General features: G+C 32.9%; 20 protein-coding genes, 1 other RNA gene and 1 pseudogene. 10 read left to right on the top strand and 12 right to left on the bottom strand.

Features of this window, described 5'->3' with window-relative positions; translation table 11 throughout:
• Positions 1 to 53: 53 nt before the first annotated feature.
• On the bottom strand, positions 54 to 539 hold the full coding sequence (locus ICJ83_RS06385; protein WP_188229547.1) for an Lrp/AsnC family transcriptional regulator: 486 nt from the start codon (positions 537 to 539) through the stop codon (positions 54 to 56).
• A 136-nt stretch (positions 540 to 675) separates the two neighbouring features.
• Between ICJ83_RS06385 and metE the strand changes: the two genes are divergently transcribed.
• The gene (metE, locus tag ICJ83_RS06380; protein ID WP_188229546.1) at positions 676 to 2979 is read left to right on the top strand and encodes a 5-methyltetrahydropteroyltriglutamate--homocysteine S-methyltransferase; all 2304 of its coding nucleotides are present in this window, start codon (positions 676 to 678) and stop codon (positions 2977 to 2979) included.
• A gap of 62 nt (positions 2980 to 3041) precedes the next feature.
• On the opposite strand, the gene ICJ83_RS06375 is transcribed toward metE, so the two are convergent.
• Positions 3042 to 4367, bottom strand: coding sequence for an MFS transporter (locus tag ICJ83_RS06375; protein ID WP_188229545.1), 1326 nt, complete (start codon positions 4365 to 4367; stop codon positions 3042 to 3044).
• A 91-nt stretch (positions 4368 to 4458) separates the two neighbouring features.
• A complete protein-coding gene (locus ICJ83_RS06370) occupies positions 4459 to 5271 on the bottom strand; it encodes a M48 family metallopeptidase (RefSeq protein WP_188229544.1) in 813 nt (270 codons plus the stop codon).
• A 165-nt stretch (positions 5272 to 5436) separates the two neighbouring features.
• Here ICJ83_RS06370 and msrB point away from each other — a divergent pair, with 165 nt between their 5' ends.
• The 3 genes and pseudogenes from msrB (at position 5437) to ICJ83_RS17045 (ending at position 6503) form a co-directional block, all read left to right on the top strand.
• A complete protein-coding gene (msrB, locus tag ICJ83_RS06365) occupies positions 5437 to 5910 on the top strand; it encodes a peptide-methionine (R)-S-oxide reductase MsrB (RefSeq protein WP_188229543.1) in 474 nt (157 codons plus the stop codon).
• A 67-nt stretch (positions 5911 to 5977) separates the two neighbouring features.
• Positions 5978 to 6076, top strand: a pseudogene (locus ICJ83_RS17050) (DUF1572 family protein); the annotation flags it as partial.
• Positions 6077 to 6176: 100 nt separating this feature from the next.
• Positions 6177 to 6503 (top strand): DUF1572 family protein, encoded by a 327-nt coding sequence (locus ICJ83_RS17045; protein ID WP_317173272.1) that lies wholly within the window; start codon positions 6177 to 6179, stop codon positions 6501 to 6503.
• On the opposite strand, the gene ICJ83_RS06355 is transcribed toward ICJ83_RS17045, so the two are convergent.
• Complete coding sequence (locus ICJ83_RS06355; RefSeq protein ID WP_188229542.1) at positions 6489 to 6890, bottom strand: MotA/TolQ/ExbB proton channel family protein; 402 nt, start codon at positions 6888 to 6890, stop codon at positions 6489 to 6491. The genes ICJ83_RS17045 and ICJ83_RS06355 overlap by 15 nt on opposite strands.
• Before the next feature lie 254 nt (positions 6891 to 7144).
• Between ICJ83_RS06355 and ICJ83_RS06350 the strand changes: the two genes are divergently transcribed.
• A complete protein-coding gene (locus tag ICJ83_RS06350; protein ID WP_188229541.1) occupies positions 7145 to 8197 on the top strand; it encodes a sensor histidine kinase in 1053 nt (350 codons plus the stop codon).
• Positions 8198 to 8200: 3 nt separating this feature from the next.
• Positions 8201 to 8917, top strand: coding sequence for a LytR/AlgR family response regulator transcription factor (locus ICJ83_RS06345; RefSeq protein WP_188229540.1), 717 nt, complete (start codon positions 8201 to 8203; stop codon positions 8915 to 8917).
• Between the two features lie 19 nt (positions 8918 to 8936).
• On the opposite strand, the gene ICJ83_RS06340 is transcribed toward ICJ83_RS06345, so the two are convergent.
• On the bottom strand, positions 8937 to 10220 hold the full coding sequence (locus ICJ83_RS06340) for an NAD(P)/FAD-dependent oxidoreductase (RefSeq protein WP_188229539.1): 1284 nt from the start codon (positions 10218 to 10220) through the stop codon (positions 8937 to 8939).
• 116 nt (positions 10221 to 10336) lie between these two features.
• Here ICJ83_RS06340 and lpdA point away from each other — a divergent pair, with 116 nt between their 5' ends.
• A complete protein-coding gene (lpdA, locus tag ICJ83_RS06335; RefSeq protein ID WP_188229538.1) occupies positions 10337 to 11713 on the top strand; it encodes a dihydrolipoyl dehydrogenase in 1377 nt (458 codons plus the stop codon).
• 110 nt (positions 11714 to 11823) lie between these two features.
• Here the strand turns inward: lpdA and aroQ are convergent, their stop codons facing one another.
• Together aroQ and ICJ83_RS06325 are read right to left on the bottom strand one after the other, a co-directional pair.
• Positions 11824 to 12240: a type II 3-dehydroquinate dehydratase gene (aroQ, locus tag ICJ83_RS06330; protein ID WP_188229537.1), complete on the bottom strand. Its 417-nt coding sequence runs from the start codon at positions 12238 to 12240 to the stop codon at positions 11824 to 11826.
• A gap of 15 nt (positions 12241 to 12255) precedes the next feature.
• Positions 12256 to 13134 (bottom strand): hypothetical protein, encoded by an 879-nt coding sequence (locus tag ICJ83_RS06325; RefSeq protein WP_188229536.1) that lies wholly within the window; start codon positions 13132 to 13134, stop codon positions 12256 to 12258.
• A 133-nt stretch (positions 13135 to 13267) separates the two neighbouring features.
• On the opposite strand from ICJ83_RS06325, the gene ICJ83_RS06320 reads away from it, so the two are divergent.
• Positions 13268 to 13516, top strand: coding sequence for a TM2 domain-containing protein (locus tag ICJ83_RS06320; protein ID WP_317173264.1), 249 nt, complete (start codon positions 13268 to 13270; stop codon positions 13514 to 13516).
• A 139-nt stretch (positions 13517 to 13655) separates the two neighbouring features.
• On the opposite strand, the gene ICJ83_RS06315 is transcribed toward ICJ83_RS06320, so the two are convergent.
• A complete protein-coding gene (locus tag ICJ83_RS06315; protein ID WP_188229534.1) occupies positions 13656 to 15281 on the bottom strand; it encodes an ABC-F family ATP-binding cassette domain-containing protein in 1626 nt (541 codons plus the stop codon).
• A 289-nt stretch (positions 15282 to 15570) separates the two neighbouring features.
• On the opposite strand from ICJ83_RS06315, the gene ICJ83_RS06310 reads away from it, so the two are divergent.
• Positions 15571 to 16989 carry a TlpA family protein disulfide reductase gene (locus tag ICJ83_RS06310; RefSeq protein ID WP_188229533.1) on the top strand — a complete coding sequence of 473 codons (1419 nt, stop codon included), beginning with the start codon at positions 15571 to 15573 and terminating at the stop codon, positions 16987 to 16989.
• Between the two features lie 20 nt (positions 16990 to 17009).
• Here ICJ83_RS06310 and ICJ83_RS06305 read toward each other — a convergent pair whose 3' ends face one another.
• Positions 17010 to 17813 (bottom strand): SDR family oxidoreductase, encoded by an 804-nt coding sequence (locus ICJ83_RS06305; protein ID WP_188229532.1) that lies wholly within the window; start codon positions 17811 to 17813, stop codon positions 17010 to 17012.
• A gap of 68 nt (positions 17814 to 17881) precedes the next feature.
• Positions 17882 to 17980, bottom strand: an RNA gene (gene ffs / locus ICJ83_RS06300) — signal recognition particle sRNA small type.
• Between the two features lie 87 nt (positions 17981 to 18067).
• Between ffs and ICJ83_RS06295 the strand changes: the two genes are divergently transcribed.
• The gene (locus ICJ83_RS06295; RefSeq protein WP_188229531.1) at positions 18068 to 19102 is read left to right on the top strand and encodes a glutaminyl-peptide cyclotransferase; all 1035 of its coding nucleotides are present in this window, start codon (positions 18068 to 18070) and stop codon (positions 19100 to 19102) included.
• Here ICJ83_RS06295 and ICJ83_RS06290 read toward each other — a convergent pair whose 3' ends face one another.
• Entirely contained in the window at positions 19103 to 20245 is a 1143-nt protein-coding gene (locus ICJ83_RS06290; protein WP_188229530.1) for an MFS transporter, read from the bottom strand.
• Between the two features lie 151 nt (positions 20246 to 20396).
• Positions 20397 to 21374 (bottom strand): PorP/SprF family type IX secretion system membrane protein, encoded by a 978-nt coding sequence (locus ICJ83_RS06285; protein WP_188229529.1) that lies wholly within the window; start codon positions 21372 to 21374, stop codon positions 20397 to 20399.
• Between the last annotated feature and the right edge of the window lie 2 nt (positions 21375 to 21376).

Here is a 21376-nt window from a genome sequence, read left to right as displayed (position 1 = left end):
AGCCCGAAATTAATATTTCGGGCTTTTTTTTATTATTGAATTATAGAAATTTACTAAATTGGAATACTATAAGTGTTTTTAATTTCTCCCATAACAAAAGTACTATGGGCACTACCAATATTCTTTATACTTCCCAATCGATCTAAAACGAAATTCTGATATTCTTTCATATCAGTGACCAAAATCTTTAAAAAAAAATCATAATCTCCTGAAATATTAAAACACTCTACCACTTCATCCAGTGATAATATATCTTTTACAAATTGATTACCAATTTCCCGGGTATGTTCTTTAAGAGTCACGTTGCAAAACACCATTAACCCTTTATTTAATTTTTCTGCATCTAAAACAGCTATGTAATTTTTAATGAAACCTGCTTTCTCTAACTTTTTCACTCGCTCAAAAACAGGTGTATTAGACAGGTTAACTTTAGCGGCTAACTGTTTTGTAGTTAAATTCGATCGGTTTTGCAATATTTTTAGAATTCTAAAATCAATCTCATCCAAAGTTAGTGTAGAATTATTTTCTGTTAAGCTCATCTTATTTCTATATATACAGATTAATATTCCTTAATATCTTACAAATATAGCGTATTACACCAAACAATAACCAATTAACTCTATTTATATTCTTTAAATATAATTTTGAACAGTATTAAAATCTAATAAAACTTTTATGAAAACAACCATTTTAGGTTATCCAAGAATTGGTGCACAACGCGAACTAAAGAAAGCCTGTGAAGCCTATTGGAAAAAAACAATAACCAAAAAAGAATTACTTAAAACTGCTAAAACCTTAAAGAAACAAAACTGGCTTATTCAAAAGGAACTCGGTATTGATCTAATTCCTTCAAATGACTTCTCTTTATACGATCAAGTCCTGGACACCTGCTTATCTGTAGGCTGTATTCCTCAGCGCTATAAAAGCATTGAACAAACAAATGATTTAGAATTGTATTTTGCTATGGCACGGGGCTTACAAAACGATGATATAGATGTAACTGCCATGGAAATGACCAAGTGGTTTGACACAAACTATCATTACATTGTTCCTGAATTTGAAAAAAACCAAAGTTTCGCATATTATTCAAACAAAATTACAGAAGAATTCAAAGAAGCATTAGCTCTGGGAATAAAAACCAAACCTGTTTTAATTGGTCCTGTTACATTTTTACTTTTAGGAAAAGAAAAAGAATCTGGATTTCATCGAATCGATTTACTAAACCGATTACTACCTGTCTATCTTGAAATCATTGAAGATTTAATTGATTTAGGCGTTGAGTATATTCAGTTCGATGAGCCTTGCTTAGCTTTAAACCTGAGCGACAAAGAACGTGCTGCAATAACAACTACTTACAATGCCATTCATAACAAATTTCCTAAATTAAAGATTTTCCTTGCTAACTATTTTGACTGTTATGGTGATAATTTGGAAACAGCACTTAAATTACCAATTGACACCCTACATCTAGACTTAGTTCGATGTCATTTGCAGTTAGATGATATTTTAAATTCTAAATATTTTAATAACCATATTAAACTATCACTTGGTCTTATAGACGGTCGAAATATCTGGAAAAATAATTTTGAAGACTCCTTAAATGTCGTACAAAAAGCCTTAAAGAAATTGCCCCCAGAAAATTTATGGATTTCAGCGTCTTGTTCGCTTTTACATACCCCTTACGATTTAGAATTAGAAAAAAATTTAAATTCTGAAATTAAACAATGGTTGGCGTTTTCGAAACAAAAGTTAGAAGAAATCAGTACTATTCGAAATTTATGTCTTACGGAAAATGAACCTTATTTATCGCTTTATGAAGAAAATAAACTCGCTAATCTAAATAGAAAAACTTCTAAATTAATTCACAATTCCAAAGTTAAAGAACGTGTATCAAATCTTAAGGATACTGATAGTCATCGCACCCATTCTTTCGATATTCGACAAGCTAAACAAAAAGAAGCTCTTAATTTCCCCCTATTCCCTACTACAACTATTGGCTCATTTCCGCAAACAAAAACCGTTAGAAGCTGGCGTTTAAAACATCGAAAAGGTGAACTATCTAATGAGAATTATGAGATTTTAATAGCGAAAGAAATCGAAGACTCTATTCGATTTCAAGAAAATATTGGTTTAGATGTTTTAGTCCATGGTGAGTTCGAGCGCAATGATATGGTTGAATATTTTGGCGAAAAACTAGACGGGTTTGCATTTAGTGAATTTGGCTGGGTACAAAGCTACGGTAGTCGCTGTGTTAAGCCCCCAATTTTATTCGGTGATGTTTCTCGTAATACCCCAATGACTGTTTATTGGTCAGAATACGCGCAGTCGTTAACCCAGAAACCTTTAAAAGGTATGCTTACAGGACCTGTAACCATTTTACAATGGTCGTTTGTTAGAAACGATCAACCACGGGAAACCACCTGTAATCAAATTGCTTTAGCAATTAGAGATGAGGTTATTGAGCTTGAAAAACATGGTTTAAAAATTATTCAAATTGACGAACCTGCAATCCGCGAAGGCCTGCCTTTAAGAAAAGAAGAGTGGCCAAATTATTTAAACTGGGCAGTTAAAGCCTTTAGAATTTCTGCCAGCGGCGTAAAAGATGAAACACAAATACACACCCACATGTGTTACTCTGAATTTAATGATATAATAGCAAGCATCGCTGATATGGATGCTGATGTTATTACTATTGAAACCTCCCGATCGGAAATGGAACTACTGGATGCTTTTGTAAACTTTAAATATCCCAATGAAATAGGACCTGGTGTTTACGATATTCATTCGCCTCGTGTTCCTACATTGGAGGAAATTGAAAAGTTGCTGTCAAAAGCAAAACAAGTTTTACCTAAAGAGCACATTTGGGTAAACCCAGATTGCGGGCTAAAAACCAGAGATTGGCCAGAAACAAAACGAGCCTTAGAAAACATTGTAAACGCCGCAAAAAAGTTAAGACAACAAGAGATTGAATTGGTTTAGCATAAGACTAAAAAAAAGCCCGAAAATTATAAGTTCGGGCTTTTCATATATTGGTTTAAAACTTAATCTTTAATATTGTCCTTAGGCACACGTAAAAGTAAAATTATTCCAATCAAAAAGAATATAAATAAGAACAGTACGGCATTACGCATATTCCCAGTAACTTGTGCTACAAAACCATACAAAAATGTACCAATGATTATCCCAATTTTTTCAGCAACATCATAAAAACTAAAAAACGAAGTTGTATCTGTAGTGTCTGGTAAAAACTTTGAGTAAGTAGACCTCGACAAGGCTTGAATCCCTCCCATTACAATTCCAACAAAACCTGCTGCAATATAAAAGTCCATTGGGGTAATAACGTAATAAGCATAAACACAAATAATAGCCCAAATAACATTAATTCCTATAAGCGTTTTAATGTTTCCAAAAACTTTAGAGATTCTGGCAGTTACCATAGCACCTACAATAGCTACCACTTGAATAACCAAAATACTAACAATTAAACCCATTGTGCGTTCAGCATCTGTACCCCAAGCTATTTCTTCTTCACCAAAAAATGTAGCAATTAACATTACGGTTTGCACGGCCATACTATACACGAAAAAGGCCCCTAAGTAACGTTTTAATTTTACATTTTCACTAAGCTGATTCCAGACTATCTTTAACTCTTTGAATCCGTTTAAAATAATATGTTTTCTGGGACTATCCTTTCTATTCCCTTTAGGTAAATAATAAAATGAATACTGACTAAAAACAATCCACCATATACCAACAGAAATAAAAGAATATTTCATCGCTTTAATTTCAGCCCCACCACTTGCATCGGTGGTAATACCAAAAACTTCTGGGTTCATTACCATAGCTAAATTTAATAGTAACAGAATAACACTTCCTATGTATCCCAATGAAAACCCTTTTGCACTTATCCTGTCTTGTTGATGAGTAAAAGCTATATCTGGTAAATAAGAATTATTAATTGCAAAACTCACCCAAAACCCTACTAATCCAAAAAAATAACAAGCAAGACTAAAGTAAATATGTTCTAAAGAAAACCAATACAGCCCAATACAAGAAACCCCTCCTAAGTAACAAAAGAATTTCATAAATATTTTTTTATTACCCATATAATCGGCAACTCCAGAAATTAATGGGGTTACAATAGCTATAAAAACAAAGGCTAACGAGGTGGTATAACTAATTAAAGGTGCTCTTGAAATTTCTCCTCCAAAAACCGTTACTTTTTCTATTTCGGCAACTCTGAATAAAGCCCCATAAAATATCGGAAAAATAGCTGATGCAATAACTAAACTATAAACGGAATTGGCCCAATCGTAAAATGCCCAGGCATTTAATAGTTTTTTACTTCCTTTTTCTAATGGCTTCATACAGAGGATAAATCGTAATTAAATAAAAAAGACTGCCCGAAATGGGCAGCCCAAAGTAAACAAATATTTTTAACTTCTTATAGAATTCCCCCTACTTAAATGAGGTTACTCCAAATTTAGCTGCTTCAGCTTTAGCCTTTGGAGCAAGGGCTGATAAATTAGCTATACGTGATTCGTTAGAAGGGTGTGTACTTAGCATTTCTGGTGGAGCTTCCCCTCCTAAGGCATTCATACGTTTCCATAATTCGGCAGCTTCATCTGGGTTATATCCAGCAATTGCCATTAAGTAAAGTCCTATTTCATCTGCTTCGGTTTCATGTGAGCGACTAAATGGTAACATAACGCCAACCTGAGAACCTACACCATAGTATTGATTAAATAAGTTCCTGTCATTTTCATTCTGAATAGCAATATTACCAGCCAGAGCCACGCCCTGCTGCACATAAGCTGCACTCATTCTTTGTTGTCCATGATTTGCTAAAGCATGTGCCACCTCATGACCTACTACTGCGGCTAATCCCGCTTCACTTTTTGTTACGGGTAAAATACCTGTGTAAACCACTATTTTTCCACCAGGCATACACCAGGCGTTTACCGTTTTATCATCTACTAAATTATACTCCCATTTATAGTCATTCAAATACCCCTGATAACCATTTGCATTTAAATAACGTTCGGCTGCAACAGCAATTTTCTGCCCTACTCGTGTTACCATGTTGGCTTCAGATGTACCTGTAACAACTTTATTCTCAGATAGAAACTGATTGTATTGCGCAAATGATGTTGGAAACAACTGATCATTAGAAACTAACGCCATGGTTTTCTTACCTGTAAAAGGATTCGTAGCACAAGATAAGACGACTGCTAATGTACCGGCTACTATAAGTGATTTTTTAAGTATCATCGTAATTTGGATTAAAAATATGGAATAAAAGTACAAAAATTGTACCTTACTATTTTAGACGCTTCTATTTTTTATAAGTCACTTATGTAAAATATAAAATGTATACCAACCAAGTGTTATTATTTGTCCACATACACGACTCATTCTTAGAAAACTATCAATAAAATGAAAAAAATATTAATTCTTATCGTAACATTAGCTGTGTTTAATTGCAAAGGTAACGCCCAAAAAGAGGAAACTACAACCTATAAAGTAACTAAAAGCAAGACTGAATGGAAACAGCAACTTACCGATACCGAGTATTATGTTTTACGAGAATCTGGCACCGAACCTAAATTCTCAAGTCCCTTAAATAAAAACTATAAAAAAGGGATATATGTTTGTAAAGGTTGTGAGACACCACTTTTTAAAAGCGAGCATAAATTCGATTCTGGAACTGGATGGCCTAGTTTTGACCAAGAAATAAAAGGTAATGTAGCATTTTCTAAAGAAGATCATATTTATTATGGACAAGAAGAGCATTGCGCGACTTGTGGCGGGCATTTAGGTCATGTTTTTAATGATGGCCCTAAAAACACCACAGGTATGCGTCATTGCATAAATGGTGTTGCTTTAAAATTTATTCCTTCTGAAAAGTAAGTATGTTATCTATTGAAAGTGTGTACCAAGTATAATTAACCTATTTGAAAATTAAAAAAGTCTTGGAGATAAAACCTTCAAACAAATAACGTTTGATGAGATGTATTGGCAAAGTCATGAATGCGACATTAGTATTTCAATTATTGTTAAACATATTACAGGGTAATATGCTTAGTCGATGAACCAACTTTTTAACTGAAGATGTTGAAAAACCCTGACGTAACCGAGATCATGAATTTGCCAATACCTATTCTTCGAAAGAATATATCATTCCTTCTTGGAAAAACCGCTGTCATTGTTTATTTAAAGCCATAAAACCAATAGAATCAACCGATTTAGAAAGTATAATTTTCATTAGAAATGAAGGTCATACAGTTTTCGAGGCCATCAGCCGGCAACTTTCATATTATGCTTACCATGTTGGTCAAATTGATTTTCTTGGAAAACTTCCAAAAGGCGACCAATGGCAGTCCGTTTCTTTTACGAAAGGGCAATCTTCAATTTATAATCAAAAAAATTCAATCAGGAAAAATCAAGAAAGCACTTTACTGATAATGTTTAAATTCATTCCTCTTCCCTTACGATTTTTGTAATATTCTCAAAATAACAATACCTATTCTAGGCAGTATAAAAGTAATGCTACCAAAAACCGTTGTTAAAAAAGAGACTTTTAAGCCACCCGCAATCATACTTTGACTCGCATTTCCCAAAGCATCAATCGCATCAAAAGCCATTATCATCCCTATAGTAGAGCCTAGTAAACCTAATACCAATCCTAAGATACTCACATCGGATGTTAATTTGGCCATCTTTATAGATAAGTTCACATTTCGTTTTGCATTATAAAAGCCCAAGGCCAGAAAAACAAATGCCAAAATGAAACAGATAAGAATTAGTGACATAAATAATGGCCCTCCTTCGTAAAACCGTTTTGCCAATTCTGAAAAAAATCCATGTTGTTGTAAAAATAAATAGTTCATAAGATTTAAATTTATTATTATTTTTCTAAATAAAACACCTTTCGTTTTGGTTAAACTTCGCTTCGAGAGATGTTTTATTTTTATTGATATACAAACTTACTTTTCTTGGTACTTCAAAAAATTAAAATGCGACAGTTAACCTATTTAAGGTGGTTTATAACCATTTGTTAAAACCCTTGCTAAATCAGTTATTCGTCTACAAAACAATAACTGTTTTTAAAAATATAGTAATATTGTAGTAGTATGTATTTATCATGTTGAAAAAAATAGTTTTACAAAAGCTAGCACATTTTGGGCTTCATATCATATTCTGGTGTGCTGTACTACTTTTTTATACCTATTTCTTTGGTTTTAATAGCAATGATTTTGGATATGTTTTTTCTTTTTCATCGTTTTTAATGCCAATTACCATTGCGACAACTTATGTTTTTATTTATAAACTCATACCTGATTACCTAGTTACCAAACATTACAAACGATTTACATTATACAGTTTTTACACAATTATTATTTCAAATTATTTGATAGTTATATCTGTTTTTTACGGACTGGTTTATTTATCTAATTTTCAGTATAGCAACATGGCGCCTATCAGCCGCAGCTTAATATTCGTAGCTACTGCCGTATATATGGTCGTTATTATCGTAAGTGCTTTTAAACTTCTAAAATTAAATTTAAGTCAGGCAAAAAAAACGAAAAAACTAGAAACCAAATTTTTAGAATCTCAGTTAAAAATGAAGGAACAGGAACTTCATTATTTAAAGATGCAAATTCATCCGCATTTCTTATTTAACACCCTTAACACCTTATATGGTTTTGCTTTAAAAAAAGCCGACGAAGCCCCTGAAATGATTCTTAAGCTATCTAATTTATTAGACTATTTACTTTATAAAGTTGATAAACCATTTGTGCTTTTAAGCGATGAAGTAAACCATATTCAAGATTATCTAGAACTTGAAAATATGCGTTTCAATAAAACCTTAAATATCGATTTTAAAGTGGACAATGTTTCGAATGAACTTAAAATAGCTCCTATGCTTTTATTGCCCTTTGTTGAAAACAGCTTTAAACATGGCGCTATAAAATCAGGAAAACTTAACATTAAAATGCGTTTAAGCTGCAAAGCAAACACACTTTATTTTTATATTGAAAACTCACAAAACAAAACAGAATTTAATAAAGAGGAAGGCATTGGGTTGAAAAACATAAAAAAACGACTAGATTTAACCTATAAAGATAACTATACATTTAACATTAAAAATGAGGCATCAGTTTTTAAAGTGGATTTAATAATAAATTTAAACTAAGTTTTGGAACGTAAAAAATTGATATCGTGTATTATTGTAGATGATGAGCCTGTGGCTCGCGAAATAATTGCCGATCATTTAAGTAAAATACCCAGCATAAAAATTGAGGCAAGCTGTAACAGCGCCATACAGGCTTTTAATTGCATTCGTGAACACGACATAGACTTAGTATTTCTAGATATAAACATGCCTGAAATATCAGGTATTTCCTTTGCTAAATCGATTAATAAAGCCATTAAAATAATTTTTACAACGGCATATAGAGATTATGCTGTTGAAGGCTTCGAGTTACAGGCAGTAGATTATTTGCTTAAGCCCATTTCATTTGATCGCCTTTTGAAAGCAGTAAACAATTACTTTGAAATTTATACGAAAGCCATAGAGACAACTCCTGCTAATCTAGAACCAAATACCTTCATGTTTATTCGTTCGGAACGGCGCATGATTAAAATAGATTTTGAGGACATTACATATATTGAAAGCTATAGCGATTATTTAAAAATTCATCTAACTAACAATACTTATATTACCAGAGAAACCATAAGTGCTATAGAAGCCAAGTTACCAACTGATAGATTTTTAAGAATTCACCGTTCGTATATTATCTCACTAAAACATATTACTTCCTTCACCAACGAAGAGATTATTATAAAAAATAAATCGCTTTCGATTAGCAGAAGCTACAAAAAAGACGTTTTACGACTTTTGGAAACCTTTTAAATATAAATTAGCGTCCTTTTTAAGGTTTCAGTCTTTTTTTAAACGGCCTAATAATTAATCGTGCTTCCCGATCAAAACGTACATAATTATATACCCAGTTTACAAAAACAACCATTCGGTTTCTGAATCCTATTAAAAAAAACAAATGCACAAACATCCAAACGTACCAAGCAAACACACCTTGAAACTTGAATTTGCGTAAATCCACCACCGCTTTATTTCTTCCGATGGTAGCCATAGCTCCTTTATCTTTATACTTAAAGGGCTTCATAGGCTCCTTTTCAATCAGGCGTATCATATTATCTCCCAGTTGATGACCTTGCTGAATTGCAGGTTGCGCCATCATGGGTAATCCATTCGGGTAAGTCTCTGTTTGCATACAAGCCACATCACCTACCGCAAATATATTTTCAAAACCTTTAACCTGATTAAACTCATTTACGAGAAGTCTATTTCCCCGTACAAGAAATTCCTGAGCATCTAATCCTTTAATGGTTGCTCCCTTAACGCCAGCAGCCCAAATAAGCGTCGCTGTTTCGAAGGTTAAATCAGTATTGGTCGTTACTGTTTTTCCGTTATAATTTGTTACACGAACATTTTTCCAAACGTTCACGCCGAGTTTTTCTAGAAAATCTTCAGCTTTCTGAGAAGCCTTTTCACTCATCCCTTTTAAAAGACAATCGCCAGATTGAATAATATGAATTTGAGCCATTCGAGTATCTAAATCGGGATAATCCTTAGGTAAAATAACTTTTTTAATTTCGGCCAGAGCCCCTGCTAATTCTACGCCTGTTGGTCCACCGCCAACAATCACAAAATTCATTAAAGCGTTGCGCTCATTTAAATCGGAGGTAAGTAAGGCATCTTCAAAATTTTCGAGTATTAAACTTCTTAAATTTAATGATTGTGGTATAGTTTTCATGGCCATACTGTACTTTTCAATTTCAGTATTACCAAAGTAGTTGGTTTTGGAACCTGAAGCCACTACCAAATAATCAAATTTCAAAACACCTATATCTGTAATTACTTTTCCATGATTGGCATCAATCTCCTGTACATGAGCCAACCTAAAATGAAAGTTTGGAAAATCCTTTAATATTTTACGAATAGGGTATGCAATAGAATCGGGCTCTAACCCTCCTGTAGACACCTGATACAGCAATGGTTGAAATGTATGATAGTTATTTTTATCTAGCAAGACTACTTGTAATTCTTGTTTCGATAATTTTTTTGCTAAGGCTACCCCTGCAAAACCTCCCCCAACAATTACAACTCGAGGAAAACTTGTTCTTGGTATGTTCATATGGTCAATCTTCCTAACAAAGGTAAGAAAAGATATAAATTTAAAGCCTTGTAAATTCTTTATTCGAATAAGGTTTTGTAAATTCGTAGCCGGAAAAATAACGATTAAAAAAAATCATGAGTAAATACGATATCATTGTTCTTGGAAGCGGTCCCGGTGGTTATGTAACAGCCATTAGAGCATCGCAATTAGGTTTTAAAACTGCCATTGTTGAAAAAGAAAGTCTTGGTGGTATATGTTTAAATTGGGGATGTATTCCAACTAAAGCCCTTTTAAAATCTGCCCAAGTATTTGAATATCTTAAACATGCTGAAGATTACGGGCTTAAAGTTAAAGATGCAGAACACGATTTTGATGCTGTTGTAAAACGTAGCCGTGGCGTTGCGGAAGGCATGAGTAAAGGTGTTCAGTTCTTAATGAAAAAAAATAAAATAGACGTTATTAACGGATACGGCACATTAAAACCTGGTAAAAAGGTTGATGTAGACGGTACAGAATATAGCGCAGACCATATTATCATTGCAACAGGTGCACGTTCACGTGTTTTACCTAGTTTACCTCAAGATGGTAAAAAGGTTATAGGGTATAGAGAAGCGATGACTTTACCAGAGCAACCTAAAAAAATGATTGTTGTAGGCTCTGGAGCGATTGGCGTTGAATTTGCCTATTTTTACAACTCTATGGGAACCGAAGTAACTGTTGTCGAATACTTACCAAATATCGTCCCTGTTGAAGATGAAGATGTTTCTAAGCAATTAGAACGTTCATTTAAGAAAAGTGGTATTAAAGTTATGACATCGGCCGAAGTAACTAAGGTTGATACTTCTGGAGATGGTGTTAAAGCTACGGTTAAAACAAGTAAAGGAGAAGAAGTGTTAGAGGCTGACATCATTTTAAGTGCAGTTGGTATTAAATCAAACATTGAAAATATTGGCTTAGAAGATGTAGGTATCGTGGTTGACCGTGATAAAATATTAGTAAACAACTTTTACCAAACCAATATTCCTGGATATTATGCAATTGGTGATGTCACTCCTGGTCAGGCATTAGCGCACGTAGCTTCTGCTGAAGGTATTTTATGTGTTGAGAAAATCGCTGGACAACATGTAGAGGCTTTAGACTACGGTAATGTTCCTGGATGTACTTATTGTACACCAGAAATTGCTAGTGTTGGTTTAACCGAAAAACAAGCAAAAGAAAAAGGATACGATGTTAAAATTGGTAAGTTCCCATTCTCTGCTTCAGGTAAAGCAAGTGCTGGTGGAAATAAAGACGGATTTGTAAAAGTAATTTTCGATGCAAAATACGGTGAGTGGTTAGGCTGCCATATGATTGGTGCTGGTGTTACCGATATGATTGCAGAAGCTGTTGTAGCGAGAAAATTAGAAACTACAGGTCATGAAGTATTAAAAGCAGTTCACCCTCACCCAACCATGAGTGAAGCGGTTATGGAAGCTGTCGCTGCTGCTTACGACGAAGTCATTCACATCTAATACGGGCTTTTTTGATAAGTCGGAATATTATTAGACTTCTTAGATATAAAAAAGGTTTCAGAAATACTGAAACCTTTTTTATTTGATTAAATCTTCATTTTTCTAAATATCTAAATAAAACTTTGAATAGCTAACTCATAACTCTGCAAACCAAAGCCTAAAATAACCCCTTTGGCATTAGGAGAAATATACGATTGATGTCTGAATTCTTCACGGCCAAACGTATTCGAAATGTGTACTTCCACAACTGGTGTTTCAATACCCTTTATAGCATCTCCTATTCCAATAGAAGTATGCGTGTAAGCGCCTGCATTTAAAATTACCCCGTCGTAACTAAAACCTACTTCGTGTAATTTATTTATAATCTCCCCCTCAACGTTCGACTGGTAATATTCCAATGTTAAGCCTTCGTACTTCTCTTTAATGGTTTCAAAAAATTCTGTAAAGGTTAAACTGCCATAAATCGCAGGTTCTCGCTTTCCTAATAAATTTAAATTAGGACCATTAATAATTATAATTTTTTTCATTTTAATATCATGAACTTATTTAGCTTTTAAAAAATCGATTTGTGTTGTTTCACCTTTATTTAAGTTAGACATGGCTTTTATGGTATTTTCACCATCCTGCAATTCTACAATAACCGTATTAGGCGCAATACTTCCTTCGTTTACAGCTTTTATAACAACAGAGGTTTTTACTGCGCTTAAATCAACCGTGATAACCTTTTTATTATTTTTAGCCTCAAAGTTAGTCAGCACAGGTTTATTATTTATTGAAATAGTAACTTTATCACCATCCTCTTTACCTCCATCATAAATTACTAAGTTCACTTTTTTTGATTTGGAAAAAACACTTAACGTCTGATTTTTTCTTAATACATTCATGTTTATCGAGTCCATCATTTTCATGGAACTTAGCTTGGTTTTTATACTATCTGGAACCTTTTTAGAATTATTAACTTTCTTTATTACTTTGCTAAACTTAGCTTCTATCTTTTCTAATGGACTTAAAAACAGTTCTCCGTCCACGCATTTTGAATGGTCGGAAAACAAACCAACAAAATTTGCTTTAATCTTATTACTCTTTTTAAATGTAAAATCCTCGATGGTTGTATTAATAAAGCAAAAATCGTTTTGGGTAATGGGTGATTTGGTATAAACAATTCCTGTTTCTCTAAAATTTAATTCCTTATTTGAGGCATTGTATTCTCCTTTAATTGTGGAACGGGTTTCATGCTCTCCGCCTAGATCAGTTAATGAATACCCGTTTACCTGACCATTATTTTCCATTAATGATACTTTATAAGAAATATTAATGGTGTCATTTATTAAAATCAGTCCAACGTACTCGTACTTTTCCTGAGCTAGTAAGAAAATGGGAAAAAGAACTGCAAGAAAAATAACTAGATGTTTTTTAGACATATACAGGATTTTTTACTAAATTGTATGAACAAACATAAAATAATTAATTATGAAAATTAAATTTTTACTTACATTATTAGTAGTTTTAGTTTCGTACACTGCAAGCTACGCATCTTTCCCTGTTAAAAGAACTGTGACTACAGCTACAGAGATTACTACTGGAGACACCTCAACCACTGAAATTTTAACGCCAATAGCCTCTGCAGTTGGCGATAATTTAGTGATTGGTATCTTATTATGGTTCTTCTTGGGTATGCTGGCAGGACATAGATGGTACTATGGTAAACCAATTCTTTGGAACATTGTATTTATTTTAACTGCTGGAGGATTAGGTGTTTGGTGGATTATCGATTTAATTAATATGATTACTGGTCGATTCTAAATTTAGTTTCATAATTAAATACCAAAAATCAACTAAAAATTAAATTAGTAACCCTAGAGTTTTGCAAGAAACTTACGATTAAATAAAAAAGGCTGTCTTAATTAAGACAGCCTTTTTATTTTCTTTGTTCAAATTCGATTTACACAGATACCGAATACATTTTATTACGTAACTCCTTTATTTTAGGATCCTGCATATATTCGTCGAAAGTCGTATAGCGATCTATAACACCGTTTGGCGTTAATTCAATAACACGATTGGCAACTGTTTGAGCAAACTCATGATCGTGGGTAGTAAATAAAACCGTTCCTTTAAAATTGGTTAATGAGTTATTAAAGGCTGTAATACTTTCTAGGTCTAAATGGTTGGTTGGCTCATCTAACATTAAAACGTTAGCCCTAATCATCATCATTCTACTTAACATACAACGCACTTTTTCCCCTCCAGACAAGACATTTGATTTTTTTAAAGCTTCTTCTCCACTAAAAATCATTTTACCTAAAAACCCACGAATATGGACTTCTTCGCGTTCTTCTTCAGTTTTAGCCCACTGGCGCAACCATTCAACTAAAGTTAAATCATTTTCAAAATATTCACTATTATCTAAGGGTAAATAAGATTGCGTTGTAGTTACACCCCAGTCAAATTTACCAGCATCGGCTTTCTGTTTATTATTAATTATTTGATAAAACGCAGTTGTTGCACGAGAATCTCTTGAAAATACGACAACCTTATCGCCTTTTGCTAAATTGATATCAATATCTTTAAACAAAACTTCACCATCTATCGAGGCCGCTAATCCTTGTACATTTAAAATTTGATCTCCAGCTTCTCGCTCGCGCTCAAAAATAATAGCAGGATAACGACGACTTGTTGGTTTTATATCGTCTATATTTAATTTATCAATCATTTTCTTTCTACTTGTTGCTTGTTTACTTTTTGCAACATTGGCAGAGAAACGACGAATAAATTCTTCTAATTCCTTTTTCTTTTCTTCCGCTTTCTTGTTTTGTTGAGCTCGTTGACGTGCAGCCAATTGTGAAGATTCGTACCAGAATGTATAATTACCTGAGAAATGATTTATTTTTCCGAAGTCTATATCCGAAATATGTGTACAAACGGCATCTAAAAAGTGACGGTCATGAGAAACCACAATGACACAATTCTCGTAATTCGCTAAAAAATTTTCTAACCAGGAAATGGTTTCGTAATCCAGGTCGTTTGTGGGCTCATCCATGATTAACACATCAGGATTTCCAAATAACGCCTGTGCTAAAAGTACACGAACCTTTTGTTTACCGTCTAAATCCTTCATTAAGGTATAATGAAACTCTTCCTTAATATCTAGATTTGAAAGCATTGCTGCAGCATCGCTATCGGCATTCCATCCATTCATTTCCTCAAACTGCACTTGAAGCTCTCCAATTTTTTCAGCATTTTCATCTGTATAATCGGCATATAAAGCATCGATTTCAGTTTTAATTTTATATAATGGTTTGTTACCCATTAAAACTGTTTCTAACACAGTATGCTCGTCGTATAAATTATGGTTTTGTTCTAAAACCGACATACGTTTTCCTGGCTCTAAGTGCACATGACCTGAGGTAGCATCCTGCTTACCTGAGATAATTTTTAAAAAGGTTGATTTACCGGCTCCGTTAGCTCCGATAATTCCGTAGCAATTTCCCGTAGTGAAAGTGGTATTCACCTCGTCAAACAACACGCGTTTTCCAAACTGCACTGATAAATTTGATACTGATAGCATAAGATTTATTGTCTTTTAGATCAAATATTTAATCTTGATTTCTTTTTCTTTGAATATTTTATAATACTGTTTTTAATACATATATAATATTAGTGGTATTATAAATTTGTGCAAAAGTAGAAAAATCAAACGGTAAGACGAAACTTAGCTACTATATTTTAAATTCACTAAATGATGTTTTTATTATCTTCGTCGTTTTTTGGATAATTCAACTTTAACAACGCATTAACAAGAGTTAACAAATACATCGCATATTTTTGTACTGTAATAAAAGTCTACCAAAGTTCCTATGAAATTATATTATATATGCATATTCGCAATACTAACACTGTTTAGTTGTGTAAAAGACAACAAAGCAGATACTAATTATGCATATTTTGGAGGTGAAATAATCAATCCCGGGAACAATTATGTGGTTCTTTCTAAATCGGGTAAAACTATAGATACGGTAAAATTAGATTACCGAAACCGCTTTTTATATAAATTTGAAAACCTAGAAGGTGGTTTGTATACGTTTCATCATGGTGGAGAAATACAATTAGTTTTATTGGAACCTCAAGACAGTTTGTTTTTTAGACTTAACACTATTGAATTCGATGAGTCTTTAGTTTACACTGGTCGAGGTGACAAAAAAAATAATTACTTAATCAATGAATTTTTAACAAATGAACTTCAGGAAAAAAGTATTTATAAATTTTGTCAATTAAATCCTGAAATGTATTTAAAGCGTATCGACTCTTTAAAGTTTGTTAAAGAAAAGAACCTTAAATTATTCGAAGACCGCTACGAAACTTCGGAGTTATTCCAAAAAATAGCCAAAGCGAATATTAATTTTAACTATTACATTAGTAAAGAGGTATATCCATTTATTCACTACGGTAGAGAAAAAAACTCTATTTTAAAGTCGTTACCCGACGATTTTTATGCATATAGAAAAGACATTGATTATAACAATTCATTCTATAAGGACAATCATTACTACAGCAAATTTATAAAACACAGTTTTAATAATCTGGCGCTTTCTGAACATTACAAACATAATGACAAACGATTTTTTAATAGAAAATCGCTGTGTTATACCTTAGACAAACTTGATCTCATTGATAGTTTAATAGTAAATCCAGAAATTAAAAATGAATTACTACATTCTTATACCGTAAACTATTTAGCAAAAAGTGCAGATACTGATGGTAATGATAAGTTGTTAGCTTCATTTTTAAATAAAAGTTCTGATGAGAAAAGTAAAGAAAGTTTAGAACGCTTTGTATCGATGCTTAATGTTACAAAAAACGGATCGACATTCCCTGATGTAACAGTAGTTAATTATAACAATGTTGAACTAAATTTAAAAACGGTCATTAACAGACCTACCGTTATTACGTTTTGGTCACATTTATATTACGACCACTTTAAAGAGAGCCATTACAAGTTAAAAGAATTACGATTAAAGTATCCTGAAGTTAATTTTATATCTATTAATATTGATAACTACGATGTAAGTAAGGTTCGAAAATCGTTAACAGAAAAACATTTTCCTGTAAAAAATGAATATGTTTTTAAAACACCCAATGCCTCAAAAGAATTTTTAGCTGTACAAGCCATGACTAAAACTATTTTGGTAGATAAGCATCAAACAATAGTTAACAGTAATGCCAATATATTCTCTTCACGTTTTGAACAAGATATATTAGGGTTAATTAATCGTTAGCATCTATTATTATTAAACCATTAAAGTTTATAATGGTTCATTAGCAATTTTTCGTATAATTTATCAGGTAATATACGTTTTAAAACCACCGAAAATTTCTGCATAAACTCCCCTACTTTATAATGTACTTTAGGATTTTTTGTATTTATAACCTTATGTACAGCCTTAGCCATCATTAAAGGATCACTTCCACTGGCTACATGCGTGTTCATTAACTCTAGTGTATTTCCATAAGGCACTTTGTAAGGTGAATCGTCCAACAGTGGTGCATGGTAACGGCCCGCTGCAATATTGGTGGCAAAATCACCAGGCGCAATATTTGTCATATTAATATTGAAACCTTTTAATTCCATTCTAAAGGCTTCGGTTAATAATTCCAACGCCCCTTTACTAGCGCTGTACACACCACGATAAGGTAAGCCCATATAACCTGCAATGGAAGTAATATTGATAATAAGTCCAGATTGCTGTTTACGCATTTGTGGTAACACAGCTTTAATAACATTTATTGGCCCAAAAAAATTGGTATCAAAATTGGCTTTAATTTCTTCTTCTGGAATTTCTTCAATAGCTCCTGTAATTCCAGCACCTGCATTATTTATAGCTACGTCTATTCGTCCTTCGTTTTTTATAATGGTAGAAACTGCTTCCGAAATCGTTTTACTGTCTTTTACATCTAAAGCAAGAATTGGAAATTTACTTTCAGGATATTTTTCTGGCGTTCTACTGGTTCCATAAACAATAAATCCTTTATCGGTAAGATATTCTCCAATAGATTTTCCTATACCAGAAGATCCTCCTGTTATTAAAACAACTTTAGACATGTGTAACTTTTTTTTGAAGCGTAAAGGTAATATTTTGATTGGCTTTTCAGGAAAGAAAAAGGCATAAAAAAAGGCAAGCTACCTACATCACACCGCTACGACCGTTTACCTTTGCTGCGTTCCCGCCCTGGAGGATTCAACAGGAGCTGGTTGTGTAGGACTTGCCGGTGCAAATATACAACCTTTTAATAGTTTCACAATGATTTTTTACTCTGATTTTAATCATTTATCTTGCTTTAAATTTTAAATTTCTCATGAAAATATTCAAGTACTTAATAATCATATTTTTAAGCGCAACATTAGTCAACTGTGGTTCGAATGCCGGAGCAAAAAAACATGGGTTTTCAATTAAAACCAATGCTGAAAAAGGTAATATTTCTAATAATGAAACACTAAAATTAGCATTAGAAAACACCAAATCGCACCCAATAGATTCTATTTCTTATACTCTGGATGGAAAACAAATTGAAACAACAATCGACCTTTCTAATTATAAATTAGGAAAACACATTATTGAGGCTAAAGTATACTTTAGTGGGGAAAATGAAAGCGTAAATACGGCTATAACCATTTTAAATCATGAATTACCAAAAGTTTTCGGTTATAATATAATTAATGAGTATCCTCATGATATTACCTCCTATACCCAAGGGTTAGAATTTCATAATGGAAAACTGTATGAAAGCGTTGGTCAATACAAAGAATCTAAACTAAGATTAGTAGATTATAAAACAGGATCCGTTTTAAAAAATATAAATTTAGAAGATCAATACTTCGCTGAAGGGATAACCATATTTAATAACAAGATTTACCAGTTAACCTGGAAGGAAAATATCGGATTTGTTTACGATGTAGATACCTTTAAAAAGGTAAGCAGTTTTAAATACGGAAAAAGTAAAGAAGGTTGGGGTCTTTGCCACGATGGTAAAACCATATATAAAAGTGATGGCTCTGAAAAAATTTGGCTGTTAAACCCTGAAAACTTAACCGAAAGCGGCCACATTGAAGTATATACCAATAAAGGTAAGATAGTAGGGATTAATGAAATGGAGTGGATTAATGGTGATATTTACGCTAATCGTTATCAAAAAGATGGTGTGGCTATAATTAACCCAAAAAACGGTGCTGTAATTGGTGTTATAGACTTTTCTCCACTTAAAAAGAAAGTCACGCAACACCAAGGCTTAGATGTTTTAAATGGGATTGCTTACAATCCTGAAACAAAAACGTTATTCATTACAGGAAAACGCTGGGATAAATTATTCGAGGTAGATATAGTTGAAAAATAATTATTCCTGCTTCATTCGGTAATACATCATCCTTATCGCTACTGGAATAAAAAGCATCCCTATAATTACGAACAAATAAAAGGCATTTTCTAAATTAAACGCGTGTGCTAAATACCCTATCAACGGCGGACCAATTAACATACCTAAAATGGCATAGGTTGTAATTATTGAAATGGCCATGCCTGGAGAATATTTCTTTGAAATTCCGGCCAAGGACATGGTTAATGGGAAAATAGCAGCGGTACCAAAACCAACCAGAAAAAAGCCAGCCAAAGCCATCCAAAAGGTTTTAAACACTACAGCCATAAGAATTCCTATGGCAATAAATAATCCGCTTAAAATATAGGTTTTTAAAATTCCGATTACATTCACCAATTTATCTGAAAAAAAACGAGACAGTGCCATGGTTGTCATAAACATTAAATAACCATATGTAAAAACATCTTCGTGAAGAACTTCTTTAAAAAACACACCACTCCAATCGAACATCCCGCCTTCGCAAATAGCACCAAAAAATATTAAAATACCAAGACTCATAATATAAGGGTCTGGCTTACTTATAATTAATTTATTTCCTGATGGTGATTTGTCGTTTTTTACGGTAAATTTAAAGGTAAATAAAGCGGCTATAATTGTAAACACAGCAATACTTAGTAAGTGTATTTCTATAGATATATTTAGTTTTACCATAAGTGTGGAGACCCCTACTCCTATTAAACCCCCAAGACTCCATAAACCATGAAAGGCCCCTACAACACGCTTTTCATATTTTTTCTGTAAAGTAATAGATTGTGTATTAATTGAAATATTTAGTATTCTCATACAAAAAGCGAAACATGAAATTCCTAAAACCAGAATCCATGTGGAAGAAGCAAAACCAATAAATGCTAAACTTATGGAAAAACATACAAAAGAAAAGATTAAAGGAATTCGACTATCAAATCGAGATACCAGCCACCCCGAAATAGGAAGTCCAATTAACGAGCTTACTGGCATGGCCATTAAAATGGTACCCAATTGTGCTTCGTTTAAATCGAAAAAGGTCTTAATCGTTGGTATTCTAGATGCCCACGAGGCAAAGCAAATACCTGATAAAAAGAAATAGATGCTTAAAGCAATACGTTGTTTAGCTCTTAATTCCATATGGTACACTACTTAATTAAACAACCGCTAATGTTGTCTTATTACTTAAATAACAAAAAACTTCAGACGTGCATCTGAAGTTTTTAATTATCAATATTTTAAAGTACAAAAGTACTACATCGAATTATTTTAAGAGAATAATTATTGTTATTTAATTATGAACAGGACTCTGCGTACAAGGACAATTACTAATACCTTGTAAAAACTCTAAGCCAATAGTTACGACGTGTGTTCCTGAGTTATAACTAGAAAGCCCGTTTGTAGTTACCTGATACGCATAACCAAAATAGAAAATTGACTTCTTAAATCCGACCATAGGTCCTATGTTTAATGGTTTTAAGAATTGATCGTTAAGAAAACGATACGAAATACCTCCCCAAAAATAATCTTCATACCTGTTATACTTTCTAAATTTAAAATTTAAGTCGGTACTAGATCGATTATCACTGCTAAACATCTGGTAAAATATAGAAGGTTCAAACTCCAAACCACTCTTTTTGGGTCCTCGAAAGGTATAACCTGAGTATATTTGATAGTTTAAAAGTAATCGTGGTTCTAATTTTCTAATATCTTCATTAATACTTTTATTCAAAATATTATTAGCATTAAAACTCAAAAAGAAACCATGATTTCTATATAAAGCACCAATATCGAAGTTATTATTTGAGGTTCTTCTGTCATCGGTAACAAAAGGGTCTAAAACGGGATTTTCGTATGTGGTATTAAAATTTGCAATATCAATTCTGAAATTATTAATGTTATACGAAATACCAAAAGATAAATATTGTTTTGAATAATAATCTAAAATAAGGTGATGAGCAAACGAAAATTTAGCTCCCGTTTGTATGGTATTACCGTTTTTATCATTATAAAACGACAACCCAACACCTGAACGGTCGGCGATTCTAAAATCGGCGTAAACCGATTGATTATCTGGAGCACCTTTTATTCCAACCCATTGGGTTAAACCATTAGCGCGAATTTTTAAATTATCACCAATACCGGCATAGGTTGGCGAAACCACAAAATTATTATCGGCTAAATACTGCGTAAATACAGGCAAATTTAATTCTTGACTATAGGCAGTGGTTACCGTTAAGAATACTATGTATATGAAAAGTTTTTGCATTG

The sequence above is a fragment of the Aestuariibaculum sediminum genome (assembly GCF_014596945.1).
In the GTDB taxonomy this organism is placed as follows: domain Bacteria; phylum Bacteroidota; class Bacteroidia; order Flavobacteriales; family Flavobacteriaceae; genus Aestuariibaculum; species Aestuariibaculum sediminum.
Note: the sequence above shows the minus strand (reverse complement) of the source record. Positions and strands in the feature narration are given on the sequence as shown.

What these genes read in the sequence shown, in the direction of transcription:
- ICJ83_RS06385 (WP_188229547.1), bottom strand. Translation starts at nt 539, where the DNA reads ATGAGCTTAACAGAAAATAATTCTACACTAACTTTGGATGAGATTGAT.
- metE (WP_188229546.1), top strand. Translation starts at nt 676, where the DNA reads ATGAAAACAACCATTTTAGGTTATCCAAGAATTGGTGCACAACGCGAA.
- ICJ83_RS06375 (WP_188229545.1), bottom strand. Translation starts at nt 4,367, where the DNA reads ATGAAGCCATTAGAAAAAGGAAGTAAAAAACTATTAAATGCCTGGGCA.
- ICJ83_RS06370 (WP_188229544.1), bottom strand. Translation starts at nt 5,271, where the DNA reads ATGATACTTAAAAAATCACTTATAGTAGCCGGTACATTAGCAGTCGTC.
- msrB (WP_188229543.1), top strand. Translation starts at nt 5,437, where the DNA reads ATGAAAAAAATATTAATTCTTATCGTAACATTAGCTGTGTTTAATTGC.
- ICJ83_RS06355 (WP_188229542.1), bottom strand. Translation starts at nt 6,890, where the DNA reads ATGAACTATTTATTTTTACAACAACATGGATTTTTTTCAGAATTGGCA.
- ICJ83_RS06350 (WP_188229541.1), top strand. Translation starts at nt 7,145, where the DNA reads ATGTTGAAAAAAATAGTTTTACAAAAGCTAGCACATTTTGGGCTTCAT.
- ICJ83_RS06340 (WP_188229539.1), bottom strand. Translation starts at nt 10,220, where the DNA reads ATGAACATACCAAGAACAAGTTTTCCTCGAGTTGTAATTGTTGGGGGA.
- lpdA (WP_188229538.1), top strand. Translation starts at nt 10,337, where the DNA reads ATGAGTAAATACGATATCATTGTTCTTGGAAGCGGTCCCGGTGGTTAT.
- aroQ (WP_188229537.1), bottom strand. Translation starts at nt 12,240, where the DNA reads ATGAAAAAAATTATAATTATTAATGGTCCTAATTTAAATTTATTAGGA.
- ICJ83_RS06325 (WP_188229536.1), bottom strand. Translation starts at nt 13,134, where the DNA reads ATGTCTAAAAAACATCTAGTTATTTTTCTTGCAGTTCTTTTTCCCATT.
- ICJ83_RS06315 (WP_188229534.1), bottom strand. Translation starts at nt 15,281, where the DNA reads ATGCTATCAGTATCAAATTTATCAGTGCAGTTTGGAAAACGCGTGTTG.
- ICJ83_RS06310 (WP_188229533.1), top strand. Translation starts at nt 15,571, where the DNA reads ATGAAATTATATTATATATGCATATTCGCAATACTAACACTGTTTAGT.
- ICJ83_RS06305 (WP_188229532.1), bottom strand. Translation starts at nt 17,813, where the DNA reads ATGTCTAAAGTTGTTTTAATAACAGGAGGATCTTCTGGTATAGGAAAA.
- ICJ83_RS06295 (WP_188229531.1), top strand. Translation starts at nt 18,068, where the DNA reads ATGAAAATATTCAAGTACTTAATAATCATATTTTTAAGCGCAACATTA.
- ICJ83_RS06290 (WP_188229530.1), bottom strand. Translation starts at nt 20,245, where the DNA reads ATGGAATTAAGAGCTAAACAACGTATTGCTTTAAGCATCTATTTCTTT.
- ICJ83_RS06285 (WP_188229529.1), bottom strand. Translation starts at nt 21,374, where the DNA reads ATGCAAAAACTTTTCATATACATAGTATTCTTAACGGTAACCACTGCC.